22 protein-coding genes are annotated in these 19,120 nt (G+C 71.4%); 10 read left to right on the top strand and 12 right to left on the bottom strand.

Annotated features, from left to right (window positions below):
- Nucleotides 1-499: 499 nt before the first annotated feature.
- Entirely contained in the window at nucleotides 500-2,518 is a 2,019-nt protein-coding gene (locus tag ACZ52C_RS32990; RefSeq protein ID WP_469078207.1) for a glycoside hydrolase, read from the top strand.
- Nucleotides 2,519-2,577: 59 nt separating this feature from the next.
- Here ACZ52C_RS32990 and ACZ52C_RS32995 read toward each other — a convergent pair whose 3' ends face one another.
- The 4 genes from ACZ52C_RS32995 to ACZ52C_RS33010 all read right to left on the bottom strand — a co-directional run bounded on the left by ACZ52C_RS32995 (nucleotide 2,578) and on the right by ACZ52C_RS33010 (nucleotide 4,183).
- Entirely contained in the window at nucleotides 2,578-2,961 is a 384-nt protein-coding gene (locus tag ACZ52C_RS32995; RefSeq protein WP_086800193.1) for a toxin Doc, read from the bottom strand.
- Nucleotides 2,961-3,200 carry a hypothetical protein gene (locus ACZ52C_RS33000; RefSeq protein WP_045561349.1) on the bottom strand — a complete coding sequence of 80 codons (240 nt, stop codon included), beginning with the start codon at nucleotides 3,198-3,200 and terminating at the stop codon, nucleotides 2,961-2,963. Before ACZ52C_RS33000 ends, ACZ52C_RS32995 begins: the two co-directional genes overlap by 1 nt.
- 14 nt (nucleotides 3,201-3,214) lie before the next feature.
- Nucleotides 3,215-3,613 (bottom strand): ArsR/SmtB family transcription factor, encoded by a 399-nt coding sequence (locus ACZ52C_RS33005; protein WP_319104420.1) that lies wholly within the window; start codon nucleotides 3,611-3,613, stop codon nucleotides 3,215-3,217.
- Nucleotides 3,614-3,808: 195 nt separating this feature from the next.
- Nucleotides 3,809-4,183: a roadblock/LC7 domain-containing protein gene (locus tag ACZ52C_RS33010; RefSeq protein WP_469078208.1), complete on the bottom strand. Its 375-nt coding sequence runs from the start codon at nucleotides 4,181-4,183 to the stop codon at nucleotides 3,809-3,811.
- Nucleotides 4,184-4,439: 256 nt separating this feature from the next.
- Between ACZ52C_RS33010 and ACZ52C_RS33015 the strand changes: the two genes are divergently transcribed.
- Both ACZ52C_RS33015 and ACZ52C_RS33020 read left to right on the top strand, forming a co-directional pair.
- Nucleotides 4,440-5,114 (top strand): isochorismatase family protein, encoded by a 675-nt coding sequence (locus tag ACZ52C_RS33015; protein ID WP_469078209.1) that lies wholly within the window; start codon nucleotides 4,440-4,442, stop codon nucleotides 5,112-5,114.
- Between the two features lie 10 nt (nucleotides 5,115-5,124).
- Nucleotides 5,125-6,033 (top strand): GlxA family transcriptional regulator, encoded by a 909-nt coding sequence (locus tag ACZ52C_RS33020; protein WP_469078210.1) that lies wholly within the window; start codon nucleotides 5,125-5,127, stop codon nucleotides 6,031-6,033.
- A 13-nt stretch (nucleotides 6,034-6,046) separates the two neighbouring features.
- On the opposite strand, the gene ACZ52C_RS33025 is transcribed toward ACZ52C_RS33020, so the two are convergent.
- Nucleotides 6,047-6,823, bottom strand: a complete 777-nt coding sequence (locus ACZ52C_RS33025; protein WP_469078236.1) for an endonuclease/exonuclease/phosphatase family protein — start codon at nucleotides 6,821-6,823, stop codon at nucleotides 6,047-6,049.
- 248 nt (nucleotides 6,824-7,071) lie between these two features.
- Here ACZ52C_RS33025 and ACZ52C_RS33030 point away from each other — a divergent pair, with 248 nt between their 5' ends.
- The gene (locus tag ACZ52C_RS33030; protein ID WP_469078211.1) at nucleotides 7,072-7,506 is read left to right on the top strand and encodes a VOC family protein; all 435 of its coding nucleotides are present in this window, start codon (nucleotides 7,072-7,074) and stop codon (nucleotides 7,504-7,506) included.
- Nucleotides 7,507-7,554: 48 nt separating this feature from the next.
- On the opposite strand, the gene sigJ is transcribed toward ACZ52C_RS33030, so the two are convergent.
- On the bottom strand, nucleotides 7,555-8,526 hold the full coding sequence (gene sigJ, locus ACZ52C_RS33035) for an RNA polymerase sigma factor SigJ (RefSeq protein ID WP_469078212.1): 972 nt from the start codon (nucleotides 8,524-8,526) through the stop codon (nucleotides 7,555-7,557).
- 103 nt (nucleotides 8,527-8,629) lie between these two features.
- Here sigJ and ACZ52C_RS33040 point away from each other — a divergent pair, with 103 nt between their 5' ends.
- From ACZ52C_RS33040 to ACZ52C_RS33050, 3 genes are all read left to right on the top strand, one after another.
- The gene (locus tag ACZ52C_RS33040) at nucleotides 8,630-9,001 is read left to right on the top strand and encodes a hypothetical protein (protein ID WP_469078213.1); all 372 of its coding nucleotides are present in this window, start codon (nucleotides 8,630-8,632) and stop codon (nucleotides 8,999-9,001) included.
- Between the two features lie 149 nt (nucleotides 9,002-9,150).
- Nucleotides 9,151-10,143: an SMI1/KNR4 family protein gene (locus ACZ52C_RS33045; protein ID WP_469078214.1), complete on the top strand. Its 993-nt coding sequence runs from the start codon at nucleotides 9,151-9,153 to the stop codon at nucleotides 10,141-10,143.
- Between the two features lie 183 nt (nucleotides 10,144-10,326).
- Entirely contained in the window at nucleotides 10,327-11,499 is a 1,173-nt protein-coding gene (locus tag ACZ52C_RS33050) for a hypothetical protein (protein ID WP_469078215.1), read from the top strand.
- Between the two features lie 31 nt (nucleotides 11,500-11,530).
- Here ACZ52C_RS33050 and ACZ52C_RS33055 read toward each other — a convergent pair whose 3' ends face one another.
- Nucleotides 11,531-12,502 (bottom strand): LLM class F420-dependent oxidoreductase, encoded by a 972-nt coding sequence (locus ACZ52C_RS33055; protein WP_469078216.1) that lies wholly within the window; start codon nucleotides 12,500-12,502, stop codon nucleotides 11,531-11,533.
- 92 nt (nucleotides 12,503-12,594) lie between these two features.
- On the bottom strand, nucleotides 12,595-13,476 hold the full coding sequence (locus ACZ52C_RS33060) for an LLM class flavin-dependent oxidoreductase (protein WP_469078217.1): 882 nt from the start codon (nucleotides 13,474-13,476) through the stop codon (nucleotides 12,595-12,597).
- A 166-nt stretch (nucleotides 13,477-13,642) separates the two neighbouring features.
- Between ACZ52C_RS33060 and ACZ52C_RS33065 the strand changes: the two genes are divergently transcribed.
- Nucleotides 13,643-14,437 carry a methyltransferase domain-containing protein gene (locus ACZ52C_RS33065; protein WP_469078218.1) on the top strand — a complete coding sequence of 265 codons (795 nt, stop codon included), beginning with the start codon at nucleotides 13,643-13,645 and terminating at the stop codon, nucleotides 14,435-14,437.
- A gap of 6 nt (nucleotides 14,438-14,443) precedes the next feature.
- Here ACZ52C_RS33065 and ACZ52C_RS33070 read toward each other — a convergent pair whose 3' ends face one another.
- Nucleotides 14,444-14,878: a cupin domain-containing protein gene (locus ACZ52C_RS33070; protein ID WP_469078219.1), complete on the bottom strand. Its 435-nt coding sequence runs from the start codon at nucleotides 14,876-14,878 to the stop codon at nucleotides 14,444-14,446.
- A 242-nt stretch (nucleotides 14,879-15,120) separates the two neighbouring features.
- Entirely contained in the window at nucleotides 15,121-15,690 is a 570-nt protein-coding gene (locus ACZ52C_RS33075; RefSeq protein WP_469078220.1) for a snapalysin family zinc-dependent metalloprotease, read from the bottom strand.
- A gap of 208 nt (nucleotides 15,691-15,898) precedes the next feature.
- Between ACZ52C_RS33075 and ACZ52C_RS33080 the strand changes: the two genes are divergently transcribed.
- Both ACZ52C_RS33080 and ACZ52C_RS33085 read left to right on the top strand, forming a co-directional pair.
- Nucleotides 15,899-16,597: a hypothetical protein gene (locus ACZ52C_RS33080; RefSeq protein ID WP_469078221.1), complete on the top strand. Its 699-nt coding sequence runs from the start codon at nucleotides 15,899-15,901 to the stop codon at nucleotides 16,595-16,597.
- Between the two features lie 3 nt (nucleotides 16,598-16,600).
- Entirely contained in the window at nucleotides 16,601-17,695 is a 1,095-nt protein-coding gene (locus ACZ52C_RS33085; RefSeq protein WP_469078222.1) for a protein kinase family protein, read from the top strand.
- A gap of 259 nt (nucleotides 17,696-17,954) precedes the next feature.
- Here the strand turns inward: ACZ52C_RS33085 and ACZ52C_RS33090 are convergent, their stop codons facing one another.
- Together ACZ52C_RS33090 and ACZ52C_RS33095 are read right to left on the bottom strand one after the other, a co-directional pair.
- Entirely contained in the window at nucleotides 17,955-18,509 is a 555-nt protein-coding gene (locus ACZ52C_RS33090) for a GtrA family protein (RefSeq protein ID WP_469078223.1), read from the bottom strand.
- Between the two features lie 223 nt (nucleotides 18,510-18,732).
- Nucleotides 18,733-19,120, bottom strand: a 388-nt coding sequence (locus ACZ52C_RS33095) for a zinc-binding dehydrogenase (protein WP_469078224.1), incomplete at its 5' end; no start/stop codon positions are given.

Here is a 19,120-nt window from a genome sequence, read left to right on the forward strand (position 1 = left end):
GGCCTCCTTCGTTTGTCACGAACCTGACAATGCAGCGGGAACGAGAGGGCGCAAGATTCGCCGTGCTTCGCGATCGAAGCCGTTCGGGCGCCGGGTAGTCCGGGACTATAGAGAGGCGGGAGAACATGTCAACACCTGCCGTCCGACCGACCGCGCGATCGAGACACGGGTGCCCGCATGCGCCAGGACCAGCCAGAACCGTCCACACACATGAACGGCGCGGGTCTCCTCCACCCTCGCCGATCGACGAAATGTTTCGCTGTCAGGATCGAATTTTGCGAGAGGCATTGACGCCGTTCACCGGCCTCCTATCATCCGAAGTGCTCGATGAGCCGATCGATGTCCGGCATTACGAACCGGGCCGGGCGGACGGAGGCGGACGGCATGGGCGCTCCATGCCTTCGGTCATGTCATGCCCTCGTCATCCTCCGTTGTTGTCCGCCCCGAGGCTTCCGCACCCGCAGCACCCTCACTGGCACCCGACCGTACGAGGAGAACGATGAACCCGTTGAAACGGATCGGCCGACGCCGAGCCTCGGTGGTGGGCCTGGCAGCTCTCCTGGCCCTGGTGACGCCCGGCGCCGCGTCCGGTGCGCCGGACGAGGTCAAGGCGTCCACCCTGGGCGCGCAGGCTGCGCAGTCCGGGCGGTACTTCGGAGCCGCCGTGGCCGCCGGCAGGCTCGGTGACGGCACCTACACGGGCATCCTGGACCGCGAGTTCAACTCGGTCACCCCAGAGAACGAGATGAAGTGGGACGCGACCGAGCGGTCTCGCGGACAGTTCACCTTCGGGCCCGCAGACCAGATCGTGAACCGCGCGACGGCCCGGGGCCAGCGCCTGCGCGGCCACACACTGGTCTGGCACTCCCAACTGCCCGGCTGGGTCGGCTCCATCACGGACGCCAACACCCTGCGCGGGGTGATGAACAACCACATCACGACCGTCATGAACCGCTACAAGGGCCGGATCCACTCCTGGGACGTGGTCAACGAGGCCTTCGCGGACGGCGGCAGCGGCCAGCACCGCCCCTCGGTCTTCCAGAACCTGCTGGGCGACGGCTTCATCGAGCAGGCGTTCCGTACGGCCCGCACCGCCGATCCGGCGGCGAAGCTCTGCTACAACGACTACAACATCGAGGACTGGAACGCCGCCAAGACCCAGGGCGTCTACCGCATGGTCCGCGACTTCAAGGCGCGCGGCGTGCCCATCGACTGCGTGGGCCTCCAGGCCCACTTCGGCGCCGGCGGTCCCCCCGCAAGCTTCCAGACCACACTGTCGAGCTTCGCCGCGCTCGGCGTGGACGTGCAGATCACCGAGCTGGACATCGCACAGGCCCCGACGACCGCGTACGCCAACACGGTCAGGGCCTGTCTGAACGTGGCGCGCTGTACCGGCATCACCGTCTGGGGCATCCGCGACAGCGACTCCTGGCGCGCCGGGGAGAACCCGCTGCTGTTCGACCGCAACGGCAACAAGAAACCGGCGTACGGGTCGACGCTCACGGCCATGGGCGGCACGCCCACGACCCGGCGGGCCGACACCTCCTCGCCCCGGTCCGCCGCCGCGCTGCCCTCCCGCTTCTCCTGGAGTTCCAGCGGGACGCTGATCTCACCGAAGCCGGACGCCACCCACAACATCGCCGGCATCAAGGATCCGACGGTCGTCCGGTACAACGGGAAGTACCACGTGTTCGCCAGCGTCGCGAGCTCCTCCGGGTACAACCTGGTGTACCTGAACTTCAGCGACTGGTCGCAGGCCGGCTCCGCCACGCACCACTATCTGGACCGCAGCGCCATCGGAGCCGGCTACCGGGCCGCCCCGCAGGTCTTCTACTACGCCCCGCAGCGCCTGTGGTACCTCGTCTACCAGACCGGCAACGCCTCCTACTCCACCAACCCCGACATCAGCAATCCGAACGGGTGGAGCGCACCGCGCAACTTCTACGCGTCGATGCCGGAGATCATCCGGCAGAACATCGGCAACGGCTACTGGGTCGACATGTGGGTGATCTGCGACAGCGCCAACTGCTATCTGTTCTCCTCCGACGACAACGGGCACCTCTACCGGTCCCGGACCGGCGTCGGTCAGTTCCCGAACGGTTTCACCGACACCGTCATCGCGGCGCAGGACTCCAAGTACGCCCTGTTCGAAGCGAGCAACGTGTACAAGGTGCAGGGCTCCGATCAGTATCTGCTCCTGGTGGAGGCGATCGGATCGGACGGCCGGCGCTACTTCCGCTCCTGGACCGCCGGCAGCCTCGCCGGTTCCTGGACCCAGCTGGCCGCGTCCGAGAGCAACCCGTTCGCCCGGGCCAACAACGTCGCCTTCCCCTCGGGCGCGTGGACCAGGGACGTCAGCCACGGCGAGATGATCCGGGCCGGGTACGACCAGACACTGACCATCCCCGCCTGCCGGCTGCAGTATCTCTACCAGGGCCTGAACCCCGGCGCGAGCGGCGACTACAACCTGCTGCCGTGGCGGCTCGGCCTCCTCACCCAGACCAACTCGACCTGCTGATACGCCCTTGAGTCACCGCAGGCCCCCGGCGCGCACGGCGCACGGGGGCCTGTCGCACGTCAGATCCGCCAGGACCGCAGGGTGTCGGCGACCTCGTAGATGGTCAGCCTGCTCTCCCGGACCTTCCTGATCAGGTCCGACAGGGCCCCGTAGGGCGGATCGATGCCTTGCGCCGACTGGTCCATGTACTGGGCGGCGACGAACGCGGCGACGAGGCTGTTGCGGTGCGGCAACGGCTCCAGGCGCGCGATGGTGTGCAGGAGCGCGGCCGCGCGCCAGGCGGCGTCGGGGTTCGACGTCTCCAGGGTCGGCATCCGGGTCTTGTGCCGGGCGACGGCCGCCACCAGGGCGGAGTAGTCCGTGACGGACACGTCCTCGGTGCCGAGAGCGGCTTCCTGGACGTCCAGCAGCCAGGAGACGTCGACGTACAGGGCTTCACTCATCAGGCGGCGGTGACTCCCTGATCACGCTGGGACGGGGGCACCTCGTCGGGGAAGGCCTCGTCGAACTCGCCGCGCAGCCGGTCCGCCCACGCGGTGGCGCCGGCGACGAACCGCTTGCGGTGCATCTCGCGGACCCCGAGGTCGTGCATGTACTGCTTCAGGCTCTTGCCCTCGGCCGCCGCGGCCGCCCGCACACCTTCCATTTCCTCGTCCGTGAAGGACACGTTCAGTGATGGCATGCTCGGCATGGTACCTACTTGGCACCTGCCTGCGCCACCGTCCGGGGAGCGGGCCCGTCCCCACGCTCGGGGACGGGCCCGCCCAGGTCCGCCTGCTGGAGCTCGGCGAGCAGCACGCTCTGGCCGGCGAGCAGCTCGGTCAGGATCCGGCGGGCCGCGCGGAGCAGTTCGGCCACGTCGCCGCCGGCGAGGGCGTAGCTGACGGTGGAGCCCTCCCGGATGGAGACGACGATGCCGGAGCGGCGCAGGACGCCGAGCTGCTGGCTGAGACTGGACGGTTCGATCTCGATCTCGCTCAGCAGGTCACGCACGGGCAGCGGACCGCCCTGGAGCAGCTCCAGGACCCGGATGCGCACCGGGTGCCCGAGCATCCGGAAGAACTCGGCCTTCGCCTGGTAGAGGGGCACCTGCATGAGAATCGCTCGCTCCCTGCCGCGTTCGACGGGCTCTCTGGGCACGGCGGCCTGTGTCTGCCACCGCAGGCGGACTTGCGTCCCCATCCTCGTGGATCCGGCCCCGCACACCCAGGGGATTGGCCCGATCTGGATATGTCCACTTGAAGAAATCTTCAACTCATGGGCGTGCGAGGCCATGGAGAACGCGGAGCGTCACACGTCGACTTCGGCCCCGATACGCCTGAGCTGGTGGCGGGCCATGGCCAGGTTCGATTTCGTCCGGTCGAGCACGAGGTAGAGGAACAGCCCGTTGCCGCTGCGGCCCTTGAGCGGCTGGATGATGTGGTACTGACTGCCCAGGGTGATGAGCATGTCCTCGATCTCCCCCGTCAGGCCGAGGTGTTCCATGGTGCGGGTCTTGGCGCGGATCACGTCCGTGTTGCCGGCCGCCGCGATCGTCAGGTCCAGGTCCTTTCCGCCGCCCAGGGTGCCCAGGGCCATTCCGCTGGTGTAGTCGACGAGCGCGGTCCCCAGGGAACCCTCGATCGAGGTCATGATCTCCTTCAGGGAAATCTCCACATTGGCCATATCGGCATCTCCTGTCGGTCGCTGCGCGGCTCGGGCATCGCCCTGTCCGCCGGTGCGAGGACCGTACGAGGCGGCCGTCCGCGGCATCCCTGTTGTTCCGCTACTGACCGAGGGAGTCGCGCATTGCCGCGTTCGTGGATCACTTGCGATCGCTCGTGCTCGACCGGTGACCGAACGGAGTCACTGACCGGATCGGTCCGCTCGGGGACCCGATGCGGCCTGTCGCGGCGGAGGCCGTACGGCCGAGGCTTGGGACATGACCCGAGCACTGATCGTCATCGATGTCCAGGAGTCCTTCCGCGCCGATCCGCTGTGGGAGGCGATCTCCGACCCGGAGATCGCCGACAAGGCCGACCGGCTGGTCCGGCTGGCCCGCCGGGCCGGCGACCTGGTGGTGTGGGTGCTCCACGCGGAGCCCGGCAGCGGCGACGCCTTCGACCCGGCTCTCGGCCACGTCCGGCTGCAGGCGGGGCTGGAGCGCCGGGAGGGCGAGGAGCCGTTGCTCCACAAGACCTCGCACAACGCCTTCACCACCACCAATCTGCAGCAGATCCTCACCGAGCGCGGCGTGCGGGAGGTCGCCGTCTGCGGCATCCGCACCGAGCAGTGCGTGGAGACCACCGCCCGCGTCGCGAGCGACCTCGGCTACCAGGTCACGTTCGTCGTCGACGCGACCGCCACCCAGCCGATCCCGCACCGCGACGCCCCCGCCGGACAGACCGTCGCCGAGCTGCTCGCCGACCCCCGGACCCTGCCCGCCGACGAGGTCGTCCGCCGTACCGAGTACGCCCTCGCCGGCCGCTTCGCCACCATCGCGACGGTCGCCGAGCTGGAGGCCGCCGCGGTCGGCCTGCCGGAGGCCGGGGCGGTCGGCCTGCCGGAGGCCGGGGCGGTCGACGGGCTGGAGGCCGGGGCCGGTCTTCGGGCATGATGACCGGATCGTGAGCCGGATCGTCTTCTTCCTGGTGCCCGGAGTCCACCTGCTGGACCTGGCCGGTCCCGCGCAGGTCTTCTCCACCGCGGCCGACTTCGGGCACCCCTACACCCTCACCTACGTCGCCGAACGGCCGGAGGTCCCCTCGGCGCAGGGTCTGCCGCTGCTGGCCCGGACCGACTGGCCCGAACTCGGGCCCGAGGACCTGGTCGTGGTGCCCGGCTGGCGGACCGTCACCCTGGCCGACTCGCCCGCCGTCGCCGACGCCTCCCTGAAGGCGCTGAGCGACCACCACGCGCGGGGCGGGACGGTGGCGAGCGTCTGCGCCGGCGCGGAGGCGCTCGGACGGGCCGGTCTGCTCAGGGGCCGCCGCTGCACCACCCACCACGACGTGCAGGACGAACTGGCACTGCGCCACCCCGGGGCCGTCGTGGTCCGGGACGTCCTGTTCACCGCCGACGACCGGGTGATCACCTCGGCGGGCATCGCCAGCGGCATCGACCTGGCCCTGCACCTCGTCGCGGGCCGGCACGGGCCCGCCGTCGCCGCGCAGGTCGCCCGGGACATGGTCGTCTACGCTCGCCGCAACGGCCACGAGCCGCAGTCCAGCGCGATGTTCCGGCACCGCTCGCATCTCGACGACACCGTGCACCGCGTCCAGGACCTCATCGACACCCGCTTCGATGAGCCGCTTCCGCTGACCGCCCTGGCCGCGGCCGTCGGCGTCAGCGAACGCACCCTCACCCGGCTCTTCGGCCGCGCCACCGGGCTGACGCCGCTGCGCTACCAGCAGACCCTCCGCCTGGAGCGCGCCGAGCACCTCATCAGCCACGGCGCCACGGTCGACGCCGCCGCCCGGTCGGTCGGCTTCGAGGACGCGCGCATGCTGCGCCGCCTGCGCGCCCGCACGACCTGACGACGGCGGGGCGTCAGCCGAGGTCGAGGTCGGTGTGCAGGAGGTTGTGGTCCGAGACCTCCGTGAGCCGCACCTCGTGCCGGAGCGCGGTGATGCCCCGCAGGAAGACGTAGTCGAACTTGCTCTGCCAGTCGGTGGTCACCTCGCAGTCGCCGCCGAGGGCGGGACGGCACTCGGGATCGGTGTCCGTGGCCAGCTTCCACAGCGGGGCGAGTTCGGGGGCCTCCGGCACCGCGTTGAAGTCGCCGACGAGGACGGCACGGTCGTACCGGGCCACGACCGGGGCGAGCACGCGGACCTGCTCCGCCCGGACCTCCGCCTGCTGCCGCTGGGCGAGATGCGTGTTGAAGACCCGGACGGACCTGCCGCCCACCGTCGTGGTGACCGCCAGGTATCCGCGATTCTCGGATCCGCCGTCGGGGTACTCCACGTTGACGCGGTCCGTCATCGGTGCCGCCGAGAGGATGGCCTGGCCGTAGCCTCCCGGGCTCCACGGCACTCCCCCGCAGCGGTTCCAGTTCTGCAGCACGGTCCCGTACTCGACGTGGTAGACCAGCCCGTGCAGGCTCTCCAGGTACTCCCGGATCCGCTCGACGTCACGCGCGCACGCCTCCTGCAACCCGATGACCTGCGGCGCGTACGCGGCGATCTCCGCCGCCCGCTCGACGTTGCTCTCCTTGCAGGGATTGCACATGTTCCAGGTCATGACCCGGTTCGGCACGATGTCCTTGACGGCGTCGACAGGCTGCGCCCCGCCGAAGAGGCCGTCGGGCGCGCTGGGCCCGAGCATCACCACACAGGCCACGGTGACGGCGCCCGCGAGCAGGCGCGTTCCCTTTCCGAACACCGTCGCCTCCCTGCGTGGTTCCACCCGCCGGCCTACGTCTCCCGTACGAGGTTATGGGACGAGCCTGTGAGCGACGCGAGCACCGCCGCCGGCGGGCGCGGGGCCGGTCCTCGGAGCATGCCGTGATCGACTCCCCCGGGCGCGCGGATATTCCCGAGCCGCCGGTCCAACTCCCTTGCTATGGTGCGCCGATGTCATCGATCAAGAAGTTCCAGGTCACCTTCGACTGCGCGGATCCCGAGCGCGTCGCCCGCTTCTGGTGCGAGGTGCTGGGGTATGTCGTACCGCCGCCGCCGGAGGGGTTCGCGTCCTGGGACGACTACCACCGTTCGCTGCCGCCCGAGCGTCAGGGTGCGGGGTTCGTCTGCATGGATCCCACCGGCGTCGGGCCCCGGATGTACTTCCAGCGCGTTCCCGAGGGCAAGGTCGTCAAGAACCGGGTGCATCTCGATGTGCGGGTGGGAACGGGGCTCGTGGGCGACGAGCGGGTCGCCGTGCTCGAGGCCGAGTGCGCACGACTCGTCGCGCTCGGCGCGGAGCGTGTACGGCTGCTGCGCGCCGACGAGTACGACGAATCGTGCCTGCTCATGCAGGACATCGAGGGCAACGAGTTCTGCCTCGACTGAGATCGGAACAAAGCTGGGCCGGGCCGGGCCCGGCAGACTTCCGGGCCGCTAGTCCTCGCTCGCCCAGGGGCGCAGTTTCTCCGGGTTCCGGATGGCCCAGATCCGGGTGACGCGTCCGTCGGCGACGTCGAACGCGGCCACGGTCATGACGACGCCGTCGCGCCGGGCGACCAGGCCCGGCACGCCGTTGACCGACCGCTCCAGGAGTTCGAGCCCCGGCGCCCTGTCGGCGATGGCGACCATGTACCGGGCGATGTGCGCGCCGCCCTCGACCGGGCGCAGCACGGCGCCGACCATGCCGCCGCCGTCGGCGGTCATCACGGCGCCCGGGTCGAGGAGACCGACGAGGGCGGCGATGTCCTTCTTCTCCCACGCCTGTCTGACGTGCCTGACGACCTCCGCGCGGTGCGCCGCGGCCACCGGCGCGGGTGCGCCGCCCACCCGTCGCCGGGCGGAGGCGGCCAGTTGCTTGCAGGCTCCGGGGCTCCGGCCGAGCACGTCGGCGATCTGGGCGAACGGATACCGGAAGACGTCGTGCAGCACGAACGCCACCCGCTCCGCCGGTGTCATCGACTCGAGGACGACGAGGAAGGCCATGGCCACCGACTCGTCCAGCACGATCTGGTCGGCCGGATCGGTGGGACGCGCAGGGCCGACGGAGCCGACCGAGCCGACCAACCCGGCAGGGTCCATGGAGCCGGTCGCCTGGATGCCATGTCCCCCGTGGTCCCACTCGGTGCGGTCGGGCAGCGGCTCGGGCAGCCACACACCGACGTAGCGCTCACGGCGGACCCGCGCCGAGCCGAGCAGGTCCAGACAGATACGGCCGGTCACGGTCGTCAACCAGGCGCCGGGAGACTCGATCTCCTCCCGCCGACCGCTCGGCAGCCCGTACCAGCGTGCGTACGCATCCTGTACGGCGTCCTCGGCCTCCGTCGCCGAACCGAGCAACCGGTAGGCGACATTGACCAGTTGGCGCCGCTCCCCGTCCACCGCGACCGCACCCGTCGTCCCGTCCACCGCCGCCCCCTCGCCCCACTCGCCTTACCTTTCACCGGCCCACGTCGTCGGACCGGTGAGACCTTATCGATCCACTGCCCGAGGGCATGAAGGAGACCGCGACATGGCCACCCAGGTGACGACGACGAACACGCGACGCACCTCCTCGTTCCTGAGAATCACGATCGCCCTGCAGACCCTGACGATCTTCCTCCAGGCGGTCTCCGCCGGACTGCTGCTGACCTCGTCGTACGGGGAGACACTGCACGGTGTCGGTGCGCGGGTGATGTACGGGGCGACGATGCTCTACGTGCTCGCGGCGGTACTGGCGTGGAAGCCGGGCGGCGGCTCGCCCCGCCCCGTCCTGCACGCCACGGGCTTCCTCGCCCTCGCCTCGGCCCAGGTCGTGCTCGGCATCGCACACGTCCCGGCGGTCCATCTCCCCCTGGGCGTCCTGATGTTCGGCCTGAGCGTGCTGGCCCTGGCCCGCCGCTGATGCTCCGGCGCCGCACCCCGCACAGCCGCACCCCGCACACTCGAAGACGAACAGGAGTCCTCCGCTGGGAAACCCAGGGGGCATCGTCGCGGTTCGACGACGACGGGCCCGGGTTTCCGTCTCATCCGACGACCGAGGAGAAGCAGACCGTGAAGGTCGAGATCCAGCCGGACGTACACGACACCGCAGCCCGGCTCGGGGCAGGAGCCACGTACGCCTTGAAGGTCCTGGCCGGCCGACTGGCCGACGACCCCGACCTGGGGCGGCCCTCGCCACTGCCCGGCATCCTGACGGCGACGGTCGACGGCTCGATGTTCGAGGACTGTCCCGACCTCTCCGTCGGCTACATACGCGAGCCGGACCGCGTCGAGATCCGCTTCCTGCGAGCCGTCCCCGCCCCCGAGCCCTCCTCGGCCCTCCTTCAGGACCCGGGCGAGGAGCAGAGCCCGGACCACGAACAGCGCGCCGACACGGCTGCCGACCCCGCTGTCGTCGCGCTCACCGTCCGCGAGGTCGCCGATGCCTGGGAGCGCATCACGCGCCGGCTCAAGCGCCACGCCCCCGCCTCCTACGCCGCGCTCCGCGTCGGCGCCAGGCCCTCCGCCATCGCCGCCCTGGAGGCCGAACTCGGCGTCCGCATACCCGCCGAGCTGCACGTCCTGTGGCTGCTGACGGAAGGTGACGACGGGGCTCAGGGGGTCGACGGCGTCGACGGCTGGGGGTGGGGATGTCTACCGGGCGGTGCGACGCTGATGCCTCTGGACGCCGTGGCCGACCGCTACCGGCTGATGACGGGCGCCCAGGCCCAGCGGGACGTCCAGGACGCCGAACTCCCCGAGGACGACCGCGTCACCGTGTGGAGGAAGACCTGGATCCCGCTGATCTCGCACAGGGCCACCGACCGCACCTCGGGCCTGTACCTGGACACCGCGACCGGCCATCTGGGCCGCTGGTCCCGCTACCACGAGCCACCCAGCGACGAACTCGACACCCTGGTCACGTACTTGGAGGAAACCGCCGACATGCTCGAAGCCCCGGCGCTGGCGACCCGGGACCGGCCGGGCCTGATCGGCGGGGCGCTGGTCTGGCGCAGCGGCGTCGACGACGTACTGCTGGACCGGTGGCAGCCCTTGCCGGACTGAGCGCCCCACCCGGCGGCGCGCTTGTTCGACGGTCCCACGAACGCTCCAGGGCTTTTCCCTCTTCTCGGTGGAGTGAGGGCCCGCGTGGTGGGTGCGGCGAGGGCGACGGGACCCCGCTTGATCCGGGGAGAGGTGCGGCGGGGATACTGGTGGACGCACGTGCCCCTGCTTCCCGATGGACTCATGCCGACCTCCCCCACAGCTCGTCCCACGACACCCCCGACGGTGTGGCCGGCTCGCGGCCGCCACATCGGACCCGACGCGGAGGACGTACTCCGTCGCACTCTGCGGCAGCTCAAGGACAGTCAGGTCATCGACGACTTCCTCGAAGTGCCCGACTCCGGGGGCGAGTCCCCGGAGCGGGTCTTCGAGGCCCGTTGGCGGGTCGCCGACGAGGTGACCGTCCGCGCCCGGCTCGCCCTCGCGCCCGATCTGGGCGGCGGGCGCGAGTGGACCCTGGTCACGGAGGCGGAACAGCCGTGGGACCCGGCGTGGCCGTCCCCCGTCACCCGGTTCTGGCCGGAGTACGGCGACTGGGACCACGACGCCGCCACGGGCCTGTCGCTGAGCAGGATCAACGCCCTCCCCGAGGACGACAAGGACGTGCGCCGCGTGCTCCGGGACGCCGGGCGCGGGGGATGGTGCGTCCACGTCGTCGTGCACGAGGCGATGACCACGGACGAGCGCGGACGGCTGCCTCTGTCGCGGTGGCTGTCGCCGGGGCTGCGCCACCGCGTGGTCGAGCACCGCGCCGCCCCGCACCAGGTGAGGGTCGTGAACTGGGCCCTGCGTGAGTTCGACGCGGAGGTGCCGCGCGGCGGTGCCGTCGTGCTGCCCGGCTCCCCGGCCCCGTCCGGCTACGACGCCGACGACTACACCGTACGCACGGTGTTCCTGGACGGTTCCGAGCCGGTCGACCTGGTCGCGGCCGTGACGCGGTTCGCCGCGCTGTCGCGTCCGCTGCCGGACGGGGCCGACGAGGCCCTCACCGCGCTGCGGGACGACTGGCACCTGCTCACCCTGGAGGAGGAACTCGTCCGGGAGCGGCAGCGGGTCGCGAGGTACCGCGAGGCGCTGGAGGCCATGACCGCGTCCCGCGACCTGTACCGGGAGGCGACCGAGCGCGCCCATGAGGCGCTCGCCGCCTACCGTGAGTCCGCCGAGGCCGCCCCGGCCGCGCAGCCGCTGTCGGGGAAGCCGACGGCCTCCCCGTTCCAGCAGCTGGCGCGCACCCTGGAGCGCTTCAAGGTCGGCGGCAAGGCCGCCCCGCGTCCCGCCGGCACCGACCAGGGGGGCGAGGAGCCCGTGGGCGGCGACCGGCCGGGCGGCTCGGAAGGCCGTGGCGACGGGGCGTAGGCCGACGAGGCGGTGATGTCGGGCGGAGGTGTCAGGCGAAGGCCTCGCGCAACGCGGGCAGCAGGGTCTTCTCCGACCAGTCGAGATACGCGGGCTGGGACTCGCCGCCGATCTGGACCAGGGCGATCTCGGTGAACCCGGCCTCGGCGTACGGGCGTACGGCCTCGACGAACGCCTCGGGGTCGTCGCCGCACGGGATGGACGCGGCGACGTCGTCGGGTGTGACGTACTGCGTGGCCGCCGCGAAGGAATCCGGGTGCGGCAGTTCCGAGTTGACCTTCCAGCCGCCGCCGAACCAGCGGAACTGGTCGTGCGCGCGCCGGACGGCCGTGTCACGGTCGGGGTCGTAGCAGACCGGTAGCTGGCCCACGCGCGGCTTGCCCGTGCCGCCGTGCCGGTCGAACGCCTGAAGCAGTTCGGCCTCGGGCTCCGTGGCGATGACCAGGTCGGCCAGCCTGCCCGCGAGGGCGCAGGACTGCTCGCCGGAGACGGCGAGGCCGAGCGGCGGCGGATCGTCCGGCAGGTCCCACAGCCGGGCGGACTCCACGTCGAAGTGCGTACCGTGGTGGTTGACATGGCCGCCGTCGAAGAGCGCCCGGATGATCTCCACCGCCTCTTCGAGCATCTCGTGCCGTACGTCCACGGACGGCCAACCGCCGCCCACCACGTGTTCGTTGAGGTTCTCCCCGGAGCCGAGCCCCAGCCGGAACCGCCCCTCGGACAGCAACTGCATCGTCGCCGCCTTCTGTGCCACCACCGCCGGGTGGTAGCGGAACGACGGGCAGGTCACGTACGTCATCAGCGGGATGTGCGAGGTCGCCTGGGCGGCTGCGCCCAGCACACTCCACGCGTACGGTGAGTGACCCTGTGAGCGTAGCCACGGGAAGTAGTGGTCGGAGGTCACCGAGAAGTCGAACCCCGCGCCCTCCGCCCGCACCACATGGTCGACGAGGTCACGGGGGCCGGCCTGCTCGGTCATCATCGTGTATCCGATGTGCACCATGAGGTGCGGGTCCCCGGCTCGGCGGATCGGAAACAGCCGACGGGGACCTTGTCGCGCTGAGGGTGCACGGAGGCGGCTCGGGGAGCGGCGGGTCAGGCCTCGGGCGCCCGCCAGGCGTCGAGGACGGCCTCCAGCTGCCGCAGCGGGTTTTCGCCCACGAAGCGCAGGACGACCGTCCCGGCGCCGGCCGCCGCGAGTGCGCGGACGGCGTCCGCGGCGCCGCCCGCGTCGCCGGAGACGGTGAAGACCTCCTCCTGGGGCCGGCCCAGCCAGGCGCCGTGGCCCTCGGTGTGGGGGTGGAGGGTGCGGGCGACCTCGCCGGGGTCGTCGCCGACGCACGCGAAGGCGAAGACGGTGAGGGTGTGGTCGGCGCCGGCGCCGCCCCGGGCGGTCAGCTCGCGGATCTGTTCCAGGTCGCGCGGCCCGTGGCCCTCGGCGATCAGCGTGCCGTCGGCGACACGGCCGGACAGTTCGAGGGAGCGGGGGCGCACCACGCCCGCGACGACCGGCGGGACCTCGGCCGGCGCGTGCACCAACCGGACTCCGTCCAACCGCACTTCACGTCCGGCCAGTTCGACGCGCTCGCCGCGCAGCAGCGCGCGGACGGAGGTGATCGTCTCCTCCAGCAGCGCCAGCGGGGAGCGCGGCGCCACACCGACCTGGACCATCCACTCCCGTACGCCGTGCCCGATGCCGGCCACCAGTCGGCCGGGGAACACCCGGGCCAGCGTGGCCAGTTCCATCGCCAGCAGTGCGGGGCTGCGCAGCGGGGCCGGAGTGATGCCGATGCCGACCCGCAGGCGGTCCGTGGCGCCCAGGGCGGCGGCCGCCGCCGAGACGCCGCCGTTCCAGCCGAGGTCCTCCACCACCCACAGATCGTCCACCCCGAGCGCCTCGGCCCGCCGGGCGAACTCGGGCAGCCCTTCCGGCGCCCAGTCGCGGTCGTACATCACACCGATCCGTACGTTCGTCATACGGGCGAACCTACGGGGCGGACGACGAGTGGATCAACGGCGTATCCGGCTTCGGTGACCGGCCCGACGGACCGGGCGCGGCGAAACGCCGTGTGCGTCCTTCTTGGACCGCGAGGGTGTCCCGCCGCGCACAATGAGCCACCGACGCACCAGGGAGGAACCCGCCGTGGCCGACTACTCACTGACCCTCGACAACTCCGAGATCGAGCGCTACCGGTTGATGGCCGACCTCGCCGAGCGGCGTGAACACGCGTTGTGGGAGGCGGCCGGGGTGGCGCCCGGGGCGCGGATCGCGGACGTGGGATGCGGGCCGGGCGCCATGTCCGTGCGGCTGGCGGACCTCGTCGGGCCCGGCGGTGAGGTGTGGGCGGTGGACCGCGACGCCGACGCGCTGGCCGTCGCCTCCGCGCTCGCCGACCGCTCGGGCGTCCCCGTGCGCACCGGCACCGGATCCGCCGATGCCACCGGGCTGGCCGAGGGCACCTTCGACGTGGTGATGCTCCGTCATGTGCTGGCCCACAACGGCGGACGGGAGCAGGCGATCGTCGACCATCTCGCCACGCTGGCCCGGCCCGGCGGTGGTGTGGTGTACCTGGTCGACGTCGACGCGACCGGTTTCCGGCTGCGGGGCGCGCCCGCCGCGTACGACGAGATGGACGAGCGCTACCGCGAGCTGCACCGCCGCCGGGGCAACGACGTCGCCGTCGGGACCCGGCTCGACGAACTCCTCGTCTCGGCCGGGCTCGACGTCATCGCCTACGAGGGCCACATCAACGTGATGACGCCCCCGCCCGGGATGCGCGGTCCCGCCTGGGCGGCCAGGGACGCCCTGCTCGCCGAGGGTCTGGTCACGGCGGACGACATCGCCCGCTGGGACGACTCGTTCACGGACGTCGGACAGGACCTGACGGGCCTGCGGTTCTTCGGCAACACCTATGTCGCCGTCGGCCGCCGCGCCTGACGGGGGTCACTGGAAGGGGCAGCCCGGGTTCGGGGCGTCCTCGGAGAACGGGGAGCCGTGCGGCAGGACGTACAGGACGACCAGCACGAGCGGTGTGTCGCCCAGGTTGCGGCCGATGTGGACGTAGTCGGGGCCGGCCGGTTCCTGGATGCGGTCGCCGGTGCGGTAGACGCCGTCGGTCTCGCAGGTGGAGTCGTAGTGGCTGAGGGTGCCCTGCTTGACGAAGCCGTACAGCGGTCCGTCGTGGTAGTGCCACCCGGTGGCCTGGCCGGGCGGGATGGTGACCTCACGCAGGACGTAGTCGGTGCCGTCGGCGGTGGTCCGGCTGAGTACCCGGCCGGTGACCCCGGGTCCGGCCGGCGTGGCGTGCGCGGTGCCGCCCACGACGAGGGCGGCGGCCGTCACCGCCCCGGCGACGGCGGTACGGAACGTGCGGCGCATGCGGGCCTCCTGCAAGGCGGGGGTGGAGATGTCCTCGTCGCGGTGAACTTAGGCCGTGGCAGGGGCTGTTGGGCCGGAATCCGCGAGATCCGCGCACGTCCGGGTCGAAAGTCGACGCGATCTCACCGACGGCCGGCTCACATGGGTGCCGCCGCGCGGGAACGGCCGCACCGGAGCGACCTCGCTGCCCGGCCGCGCGGAGTCGGCCGGGCAGCGATCACGCGGGCAGCGATCGCGCGGGGTCAGTCCACGATCAGGTCGGGGAGCGCCGCGGGGGTCCGCCCGGCGAGCAGGCCGCCGAAGTTGCCCTCGACCTCCGCCTTCTCCGCCGCGTTCGGGTACGGGTTCGTGCACGCGGTGCCGGCGGTGGACCCGGACATCAGGCTGGAGCACGGTCCGGGCTTGCGGTCGGGCAGGCCCAGGATGTGACCGAGTTCGTGGGCGGAGATCCTGATCGTGTTGTAGCCCTGGTCGACGGCCTGGCGCCCGATGTAGACGGTGCCGTTGCCGAGGGTCGTGGTCTGGGCGCGCGGCCATCCGTTGTCCGCGAGGACCCGGATGTTCGCGCGTTGGCCGGCCGCCGCCGGCCGCAGTTCGACGGCGTCGACGCTCTCGTTCCAGATCGCCGCGCCCCGGTCGACGGCGCTCCTGAACTCCGCGGAGCCACCCGCGTCGTAGGTGAGAACACGGGCAGCCACGGGTGCGGCGGCCGCGTCGGGAGCGGCGGCCGCGGCCTGGCCGCCGGTGAAGGACAGGGACAGGGTCACCGCCAGGGCCGCTGCCATGCCGCCGGTCAGCGTACGGATGCGCATGATCGACCTCCTTGTGGGGGGAGAAGGTTAGTCGTGCTCATGACACTAGCGGTTGGCTGCCCGGCCGGGGTGGAGACGAATCCGTCAATCTGCCGGCCCGTGCGGGGAGTTGCCCGGCCGCTCGCGTCCGGCGGGGTGAGCGGGCGGTGCACGGGGGTCGTCCGGCCCGTGAGAACCTTGCTCCGATCATGGATCGGCCCATGGGGGCATGGGCGTCATGGGCGTCATGGGCGTCATGGGCGTCGAGGCCGGAGGACAGGACATGGACATCAACCGGCCCGGGCTGGTCGGGGATCTACCGGCGGCGGAAGTGCTGTGGGCCCGGTGGGCCTTGATCGCCGTACTGGAGGCGACCACCGCGGACGAGAAGGAGCGCCACCACCGCGTGGGGACCTGGGTGGACGAGGAGGGACTCCATCTGGACGACTGCGGCTGCACCTGGTGGGGCTTCGCGCCGCGTGGTGCGGGGCGGTACGTGCTCTTCGGCGAGGACGAGTCGAGTGGGGTCAAGTGGCACGAGCCGCCGATCGACATGTTCGCCGGCGCCCCCGACTGGCTCCCCCACGAGAAGCTCCGGGATCTGCTGTCGGGTAATCAACTGGGCTGTGTCTACTGGTTCGAGAACGGCGCCTGGGCCCGCGCTCCCTACCCGGCGACCCTCCATGACGACGGCCTCGACTGCGGTATGAGCCGCTTCGTCGACCGCAAGGACGTGCTCAGGACGATCGCCGACGAGGACCACGGTGCCATGCCCACCCAGGACGCCGAGACCCTGCTGGCACACGCCGAGGCCTACCGGCTGACGCCGGACCTGCTGATGTCGCTCGTCAACGAACCCGACTGGCGCGAGCTGGACCGGCCCGCCATGACCAGAGCGCTGCGCCTCGCCGGCCTGGACCGGGCCTAGGACATGGCCCGCGACATCCGCCTCACCGCGCACCGCGCCGCGTCCGCGGCACTGGCGCGGTTGGGTGAGGGCGAACTGCGGGAGCTGGTGGACGCCGCCACCCCGCTCGGCTCCGGCATCGGTGGAACGTCGGTGCTGCTCGATGTCGACGGCACACCGGTCTTCGTCAAGCAGGTGCGTCTGACCGATCTGGAGCGACGCCCGGAGCACGCCCGCTCCACGGCGAATCTGTTCGGGCTGCCGGTCCACTGCCAGTACGGGATCGGCAGCGTCGGCGGACCGGGGTTCGGGGCCTGGCGGGAGCTGGCCGTGCACACCATGACGACCGACTGGGTGGTCGCGGGAGACCACGAGGGCTTCCCCCTGCTGCACCACTGGCGCGTCCTTCCCGACGCCGGCCGGCCCCTCCCCGAGGAACTGGCCGACGTGGAACGGGTCGTGGCCTACTGGGGCGGCGGGCCGGGGATACGCCGCCGGATCGAGGAGCTGCGGCGGTCCTCGGCGAGTCTCACCCTGTTCCTGGAGTACATCCCGCAGAACCTCCACGACTGGCTGGGCGGCCGGATCGAGGCCGGCGGCGAAGCGGCCGAGCGGGCCTGCGCCATGGTGGAGGAGGAGTTGGAAGCCGGCGTGTCGTTCATGAACGACCGCGGGCTGCTGCACTTCGACGCGCACTTCCAGAACATCCTGACCGACGGCCGGCGGCTCTACTTCACCGACTACGGCCTGTCGCTCGCGTCGAGCTTCGAACTGACCTCGGACGAGACGGACTTCTACGACGAGCACCGCACCTACGACCGGCACTACACCGTCACCCACCTGGTGAACTGGCTGGCCGTCGCCCTGTACGGGCACGCCCCGCAGGAGCGGCGGGAGTTCGTGCGCGCCTGCGCCCGGGGCGCGCTCCCGGCGGACCTGCCCGGGACGATCGCGGCGGTCCTGGCCCGGCACGCGCCGGTCGCCGCGGTGATGGGGGACTTCTACGACCGTTTCCGCCACGAGAGCCGGGCGACCCCGTATCCGCTGGAAGCACTGGGCCGGGCCCCGCACGGCGGCGCGCGGGGCCCGGGGTCCGAGGGCCGGGCCAGGGGCAGCTGACGCGGATGTCGCCCGCGTCCGTGGTGCAGGTGTCGGTGTGGGGGCCGCCGTTGGCGGTGTCGTTGCCGGAGACCTTGTACGGCCACGTCGTCGGCGTGATCGTCGTCGGCGAAGCCGGTGAGCACCTTGCCGTCGCCGCTGAAGGTGGGATCCAGGTCGCCCGGGGCCGCGGCGGCGGTGCCGGGGAAGGCCCCGGAGGAGTGTCAGGACGGCGGCGGCGACGGTGCCGACCCGGACCGGGAAGGACCGGCGGGGGCGTTCAGCACGTCGCCGCCACACCGGTCGCGCATGAGGCGTGAGCATGTGCGACAGCCTTCCGCCCTTCGTACACGCGGACGGACGGCCGCTGCGACATTGCGCCCGCCCGGCTGCGTCGATTCCATCCGGCCGGGCGAGCGCGGGCGAAGACGACCAGGCGCAGCACCGCGAACCTGGCGACACCGGTGAGGGCGGAGGCGGACAGGTAGACGGCCTGTTCGAGCAGCGCTCCGGGTGCCGCCACCAGCTGGTGCAGGACGAACATCGCCCCACCGGTCACCGCGTACGCGACCACCGCCGAGCCGGCCGACTGCGTGTGCTGACGCCAGGTGGCGCGCCCACCCGCACCGAAGGTGAAGCGGGCGTGCAGCTCGGTGGCGAGCACGGTGGAAGCGGCCGTGATCAGGGCGTTGGCCAGGACCCAGGGGATCCAGGAGGCGAGGGCCACCACGGCGAAGCTGGAGGCGAGCCCCACTCCCCCGCCACAGAGCACGAAGCGAGCGAAGGCGGCGCCGGGACCGGGTGCCGCCTGCCGTCGACTGTGCGCTGTTCCCATGACCCGCCCCCGCGATCGTCACCGTGTTTCTCGATACGGAAACGCTACGTTGCATTCACGACACCGGCAACGTAGTTATTGCACGGAATGGCAATCAGGGCAGTTCAGTGAGGTGAATTCGTTGCAACGATCACGCGATCAACGCAACGAGCACGGGTAGGATCCGTTGCAACTGGCGAAGGTGAACGCTACACGCCGGTGAAGCGGGCCGGCCGGCTCGGCCTCAGGCGGTGTCGGGCGCCATCGAGACCACGACTTTGCCGGCTTTCGTGCGGCCCTGCTCGACGTGCGCCATCGCCTCCAGCGTCCGGTCGAAGGGGAAGACGCTGTCGACGACCGGGCGGAGCTTCCCGCTGTCGTAGAGGGCGCCGAGTTTGCGCAGCTGGGAGCCGTTGGCCTGCATGAAGAGGAACTCGTAGCGCACACCCAGAGCCTTCGCCTGCTTGCGGATCTTGCGGCTGAGGGTGTTCATGACCAGGCCCATCACGGCAGGGGCGCCGAGCTGCTTGGCGAAACCGGCGTCGGGCGGGCCGACGACACTGACGGCCAGGCCGCCGGGCTTCAGTACGGTCAGCGACTTCTCGAGGTTCGCTCCGCCCAGGGAGTCCAGC

It is taken from the genome of Streptomyces sp. NPDC034049 (genome assembly GCF_055575575.1).

Excerpts from the sequence above, each read along its gene's own strand:
- ACZ52C_RS32990 (WP_469078207.1), top strand. The coding sequence starts at position 500 with ATGAACCCGTTGAAACGGATCGGCCGACGCCGAGCCTCGGTGGTGGGC.
- ACZ52C_RS32995 (WP_086800193.1), bottom strand. The coding sequence starts at position 2,961 with ATGAGTGAAGCCCTGTACGTCGACGTCTCCTGGCTGCTGGACGTCCAG.
- ACZ52C_RS33000 (WP_045561349.1), bottom strand. The coding sequence starts at position 3,200 with ATGCCATCACTGAACGTGTCCTTCACGGACGAGGAAATGGAAGGTGTG.
- ACZ52C_RS33005 (WP_319104420.1), bottom strand. The coding sequence starts at position 3,613 with ATGCAGGTGCCCCTCTACCAGGCGAAGGCCGAGTTCTTCCGGATGCTC.
- ACZ52C_RS33010 (WP_469078208.1), bottom strand. The coding sequence starts at position 4,183 with ATGGCCAATGTGGAGATTTCCCTGAAGGAGATCATGACCTCGATCGAG.
- ACZ52C_RS33015 (WP_469078209.1), top strand. The coding sequence starts at position 4,440 with ATGACCCGAGCACTGATCGTCATCGATGTCCAGGAGTCCTTCCGCGCC.
- ACZ52C_RS33025 (WP_469078236.1), bottom strand. The coding sequence starts at position 6,823 with ATGCTCGGGCCCAGCGCGCCCGACGGCCTCTTCGGCGGGGCGCAGCCT.
- ACZ52C_RS33030 (WP_469078211.1), top strand. The coding sequence starts at position 7,072 with ATGTCATCGATCAAGAAGTTCCAGGTCACCTTCGACTGCGCGGATCCC.
- ACZ52C_RS33040 (WP_469078213.1), top strand. The coding sequence starts at position 8,630 with ATGGCCACCCAGGTGACGACGACGAACACGCGACGCACCTCCTCGTTC.
- ACZ52C_RS33050 (WP_469078215.1), top strand. The coding sequence starts at position 10,327 with ATGCCGACCTCCCCCACAGCTCGTCCCACGACACCCCCGACGGTGTGG.
- ACZ52C_RS33055 (WP_469078216.1), bottom strand. The coding sequence starts at position 12,502 with ATGGTGCACATCGGATACACGATGATGACCGAGCAGGCCGGCCCCCGT.
- ACZ52C_RS33060 (WP_469078217.1), bottom strand. The coding sequence starts at position 13,476 with ATGACGAACGTACGGATCGGTGTGATGTACGACCGCGACTGGGCGCCG.
- ACZ52C_RS33070 (WP_469078219.1), bottom strand. The coding sequence starts at position 14,878 with ATGCGCCGCACGTTCCGTACCGCCGTCGCCGGGGCGGTGACGGCCGCC.
- ACZ52C_RS33075 (WP_469078220.1), bottom strand. The coding sequence starts at position 15,690 with ATGCGCATCCGTACGCTGACCGGCGGCATGGCAGCGGCCCTGGCGGTG.
- ACZ52C_RS33080 (WP_469078221.1), top strand. The coding sequence starts at position 15,899 with ATGGGCGTCATGGGCGTCATGGGCGTCATGGGCGTCGAGGCCGGAGGA.
- ACZ52C_RS33085 (WP_469078222.1), top strand. The coding sequence starts at position 16,601 with ATGGCCCGCGACATCCGCCTCACCGCGCACCGCGCCGCGTCCGCGGCA.
- ACZ52C_RS33090 (WP_469078223.1), bottom strand. The coding sequence starts at position 18,509 with ATGGGAACAGCGCACAGTCGACGGCAGGCGGCACCCGGTCCCGGCGCC.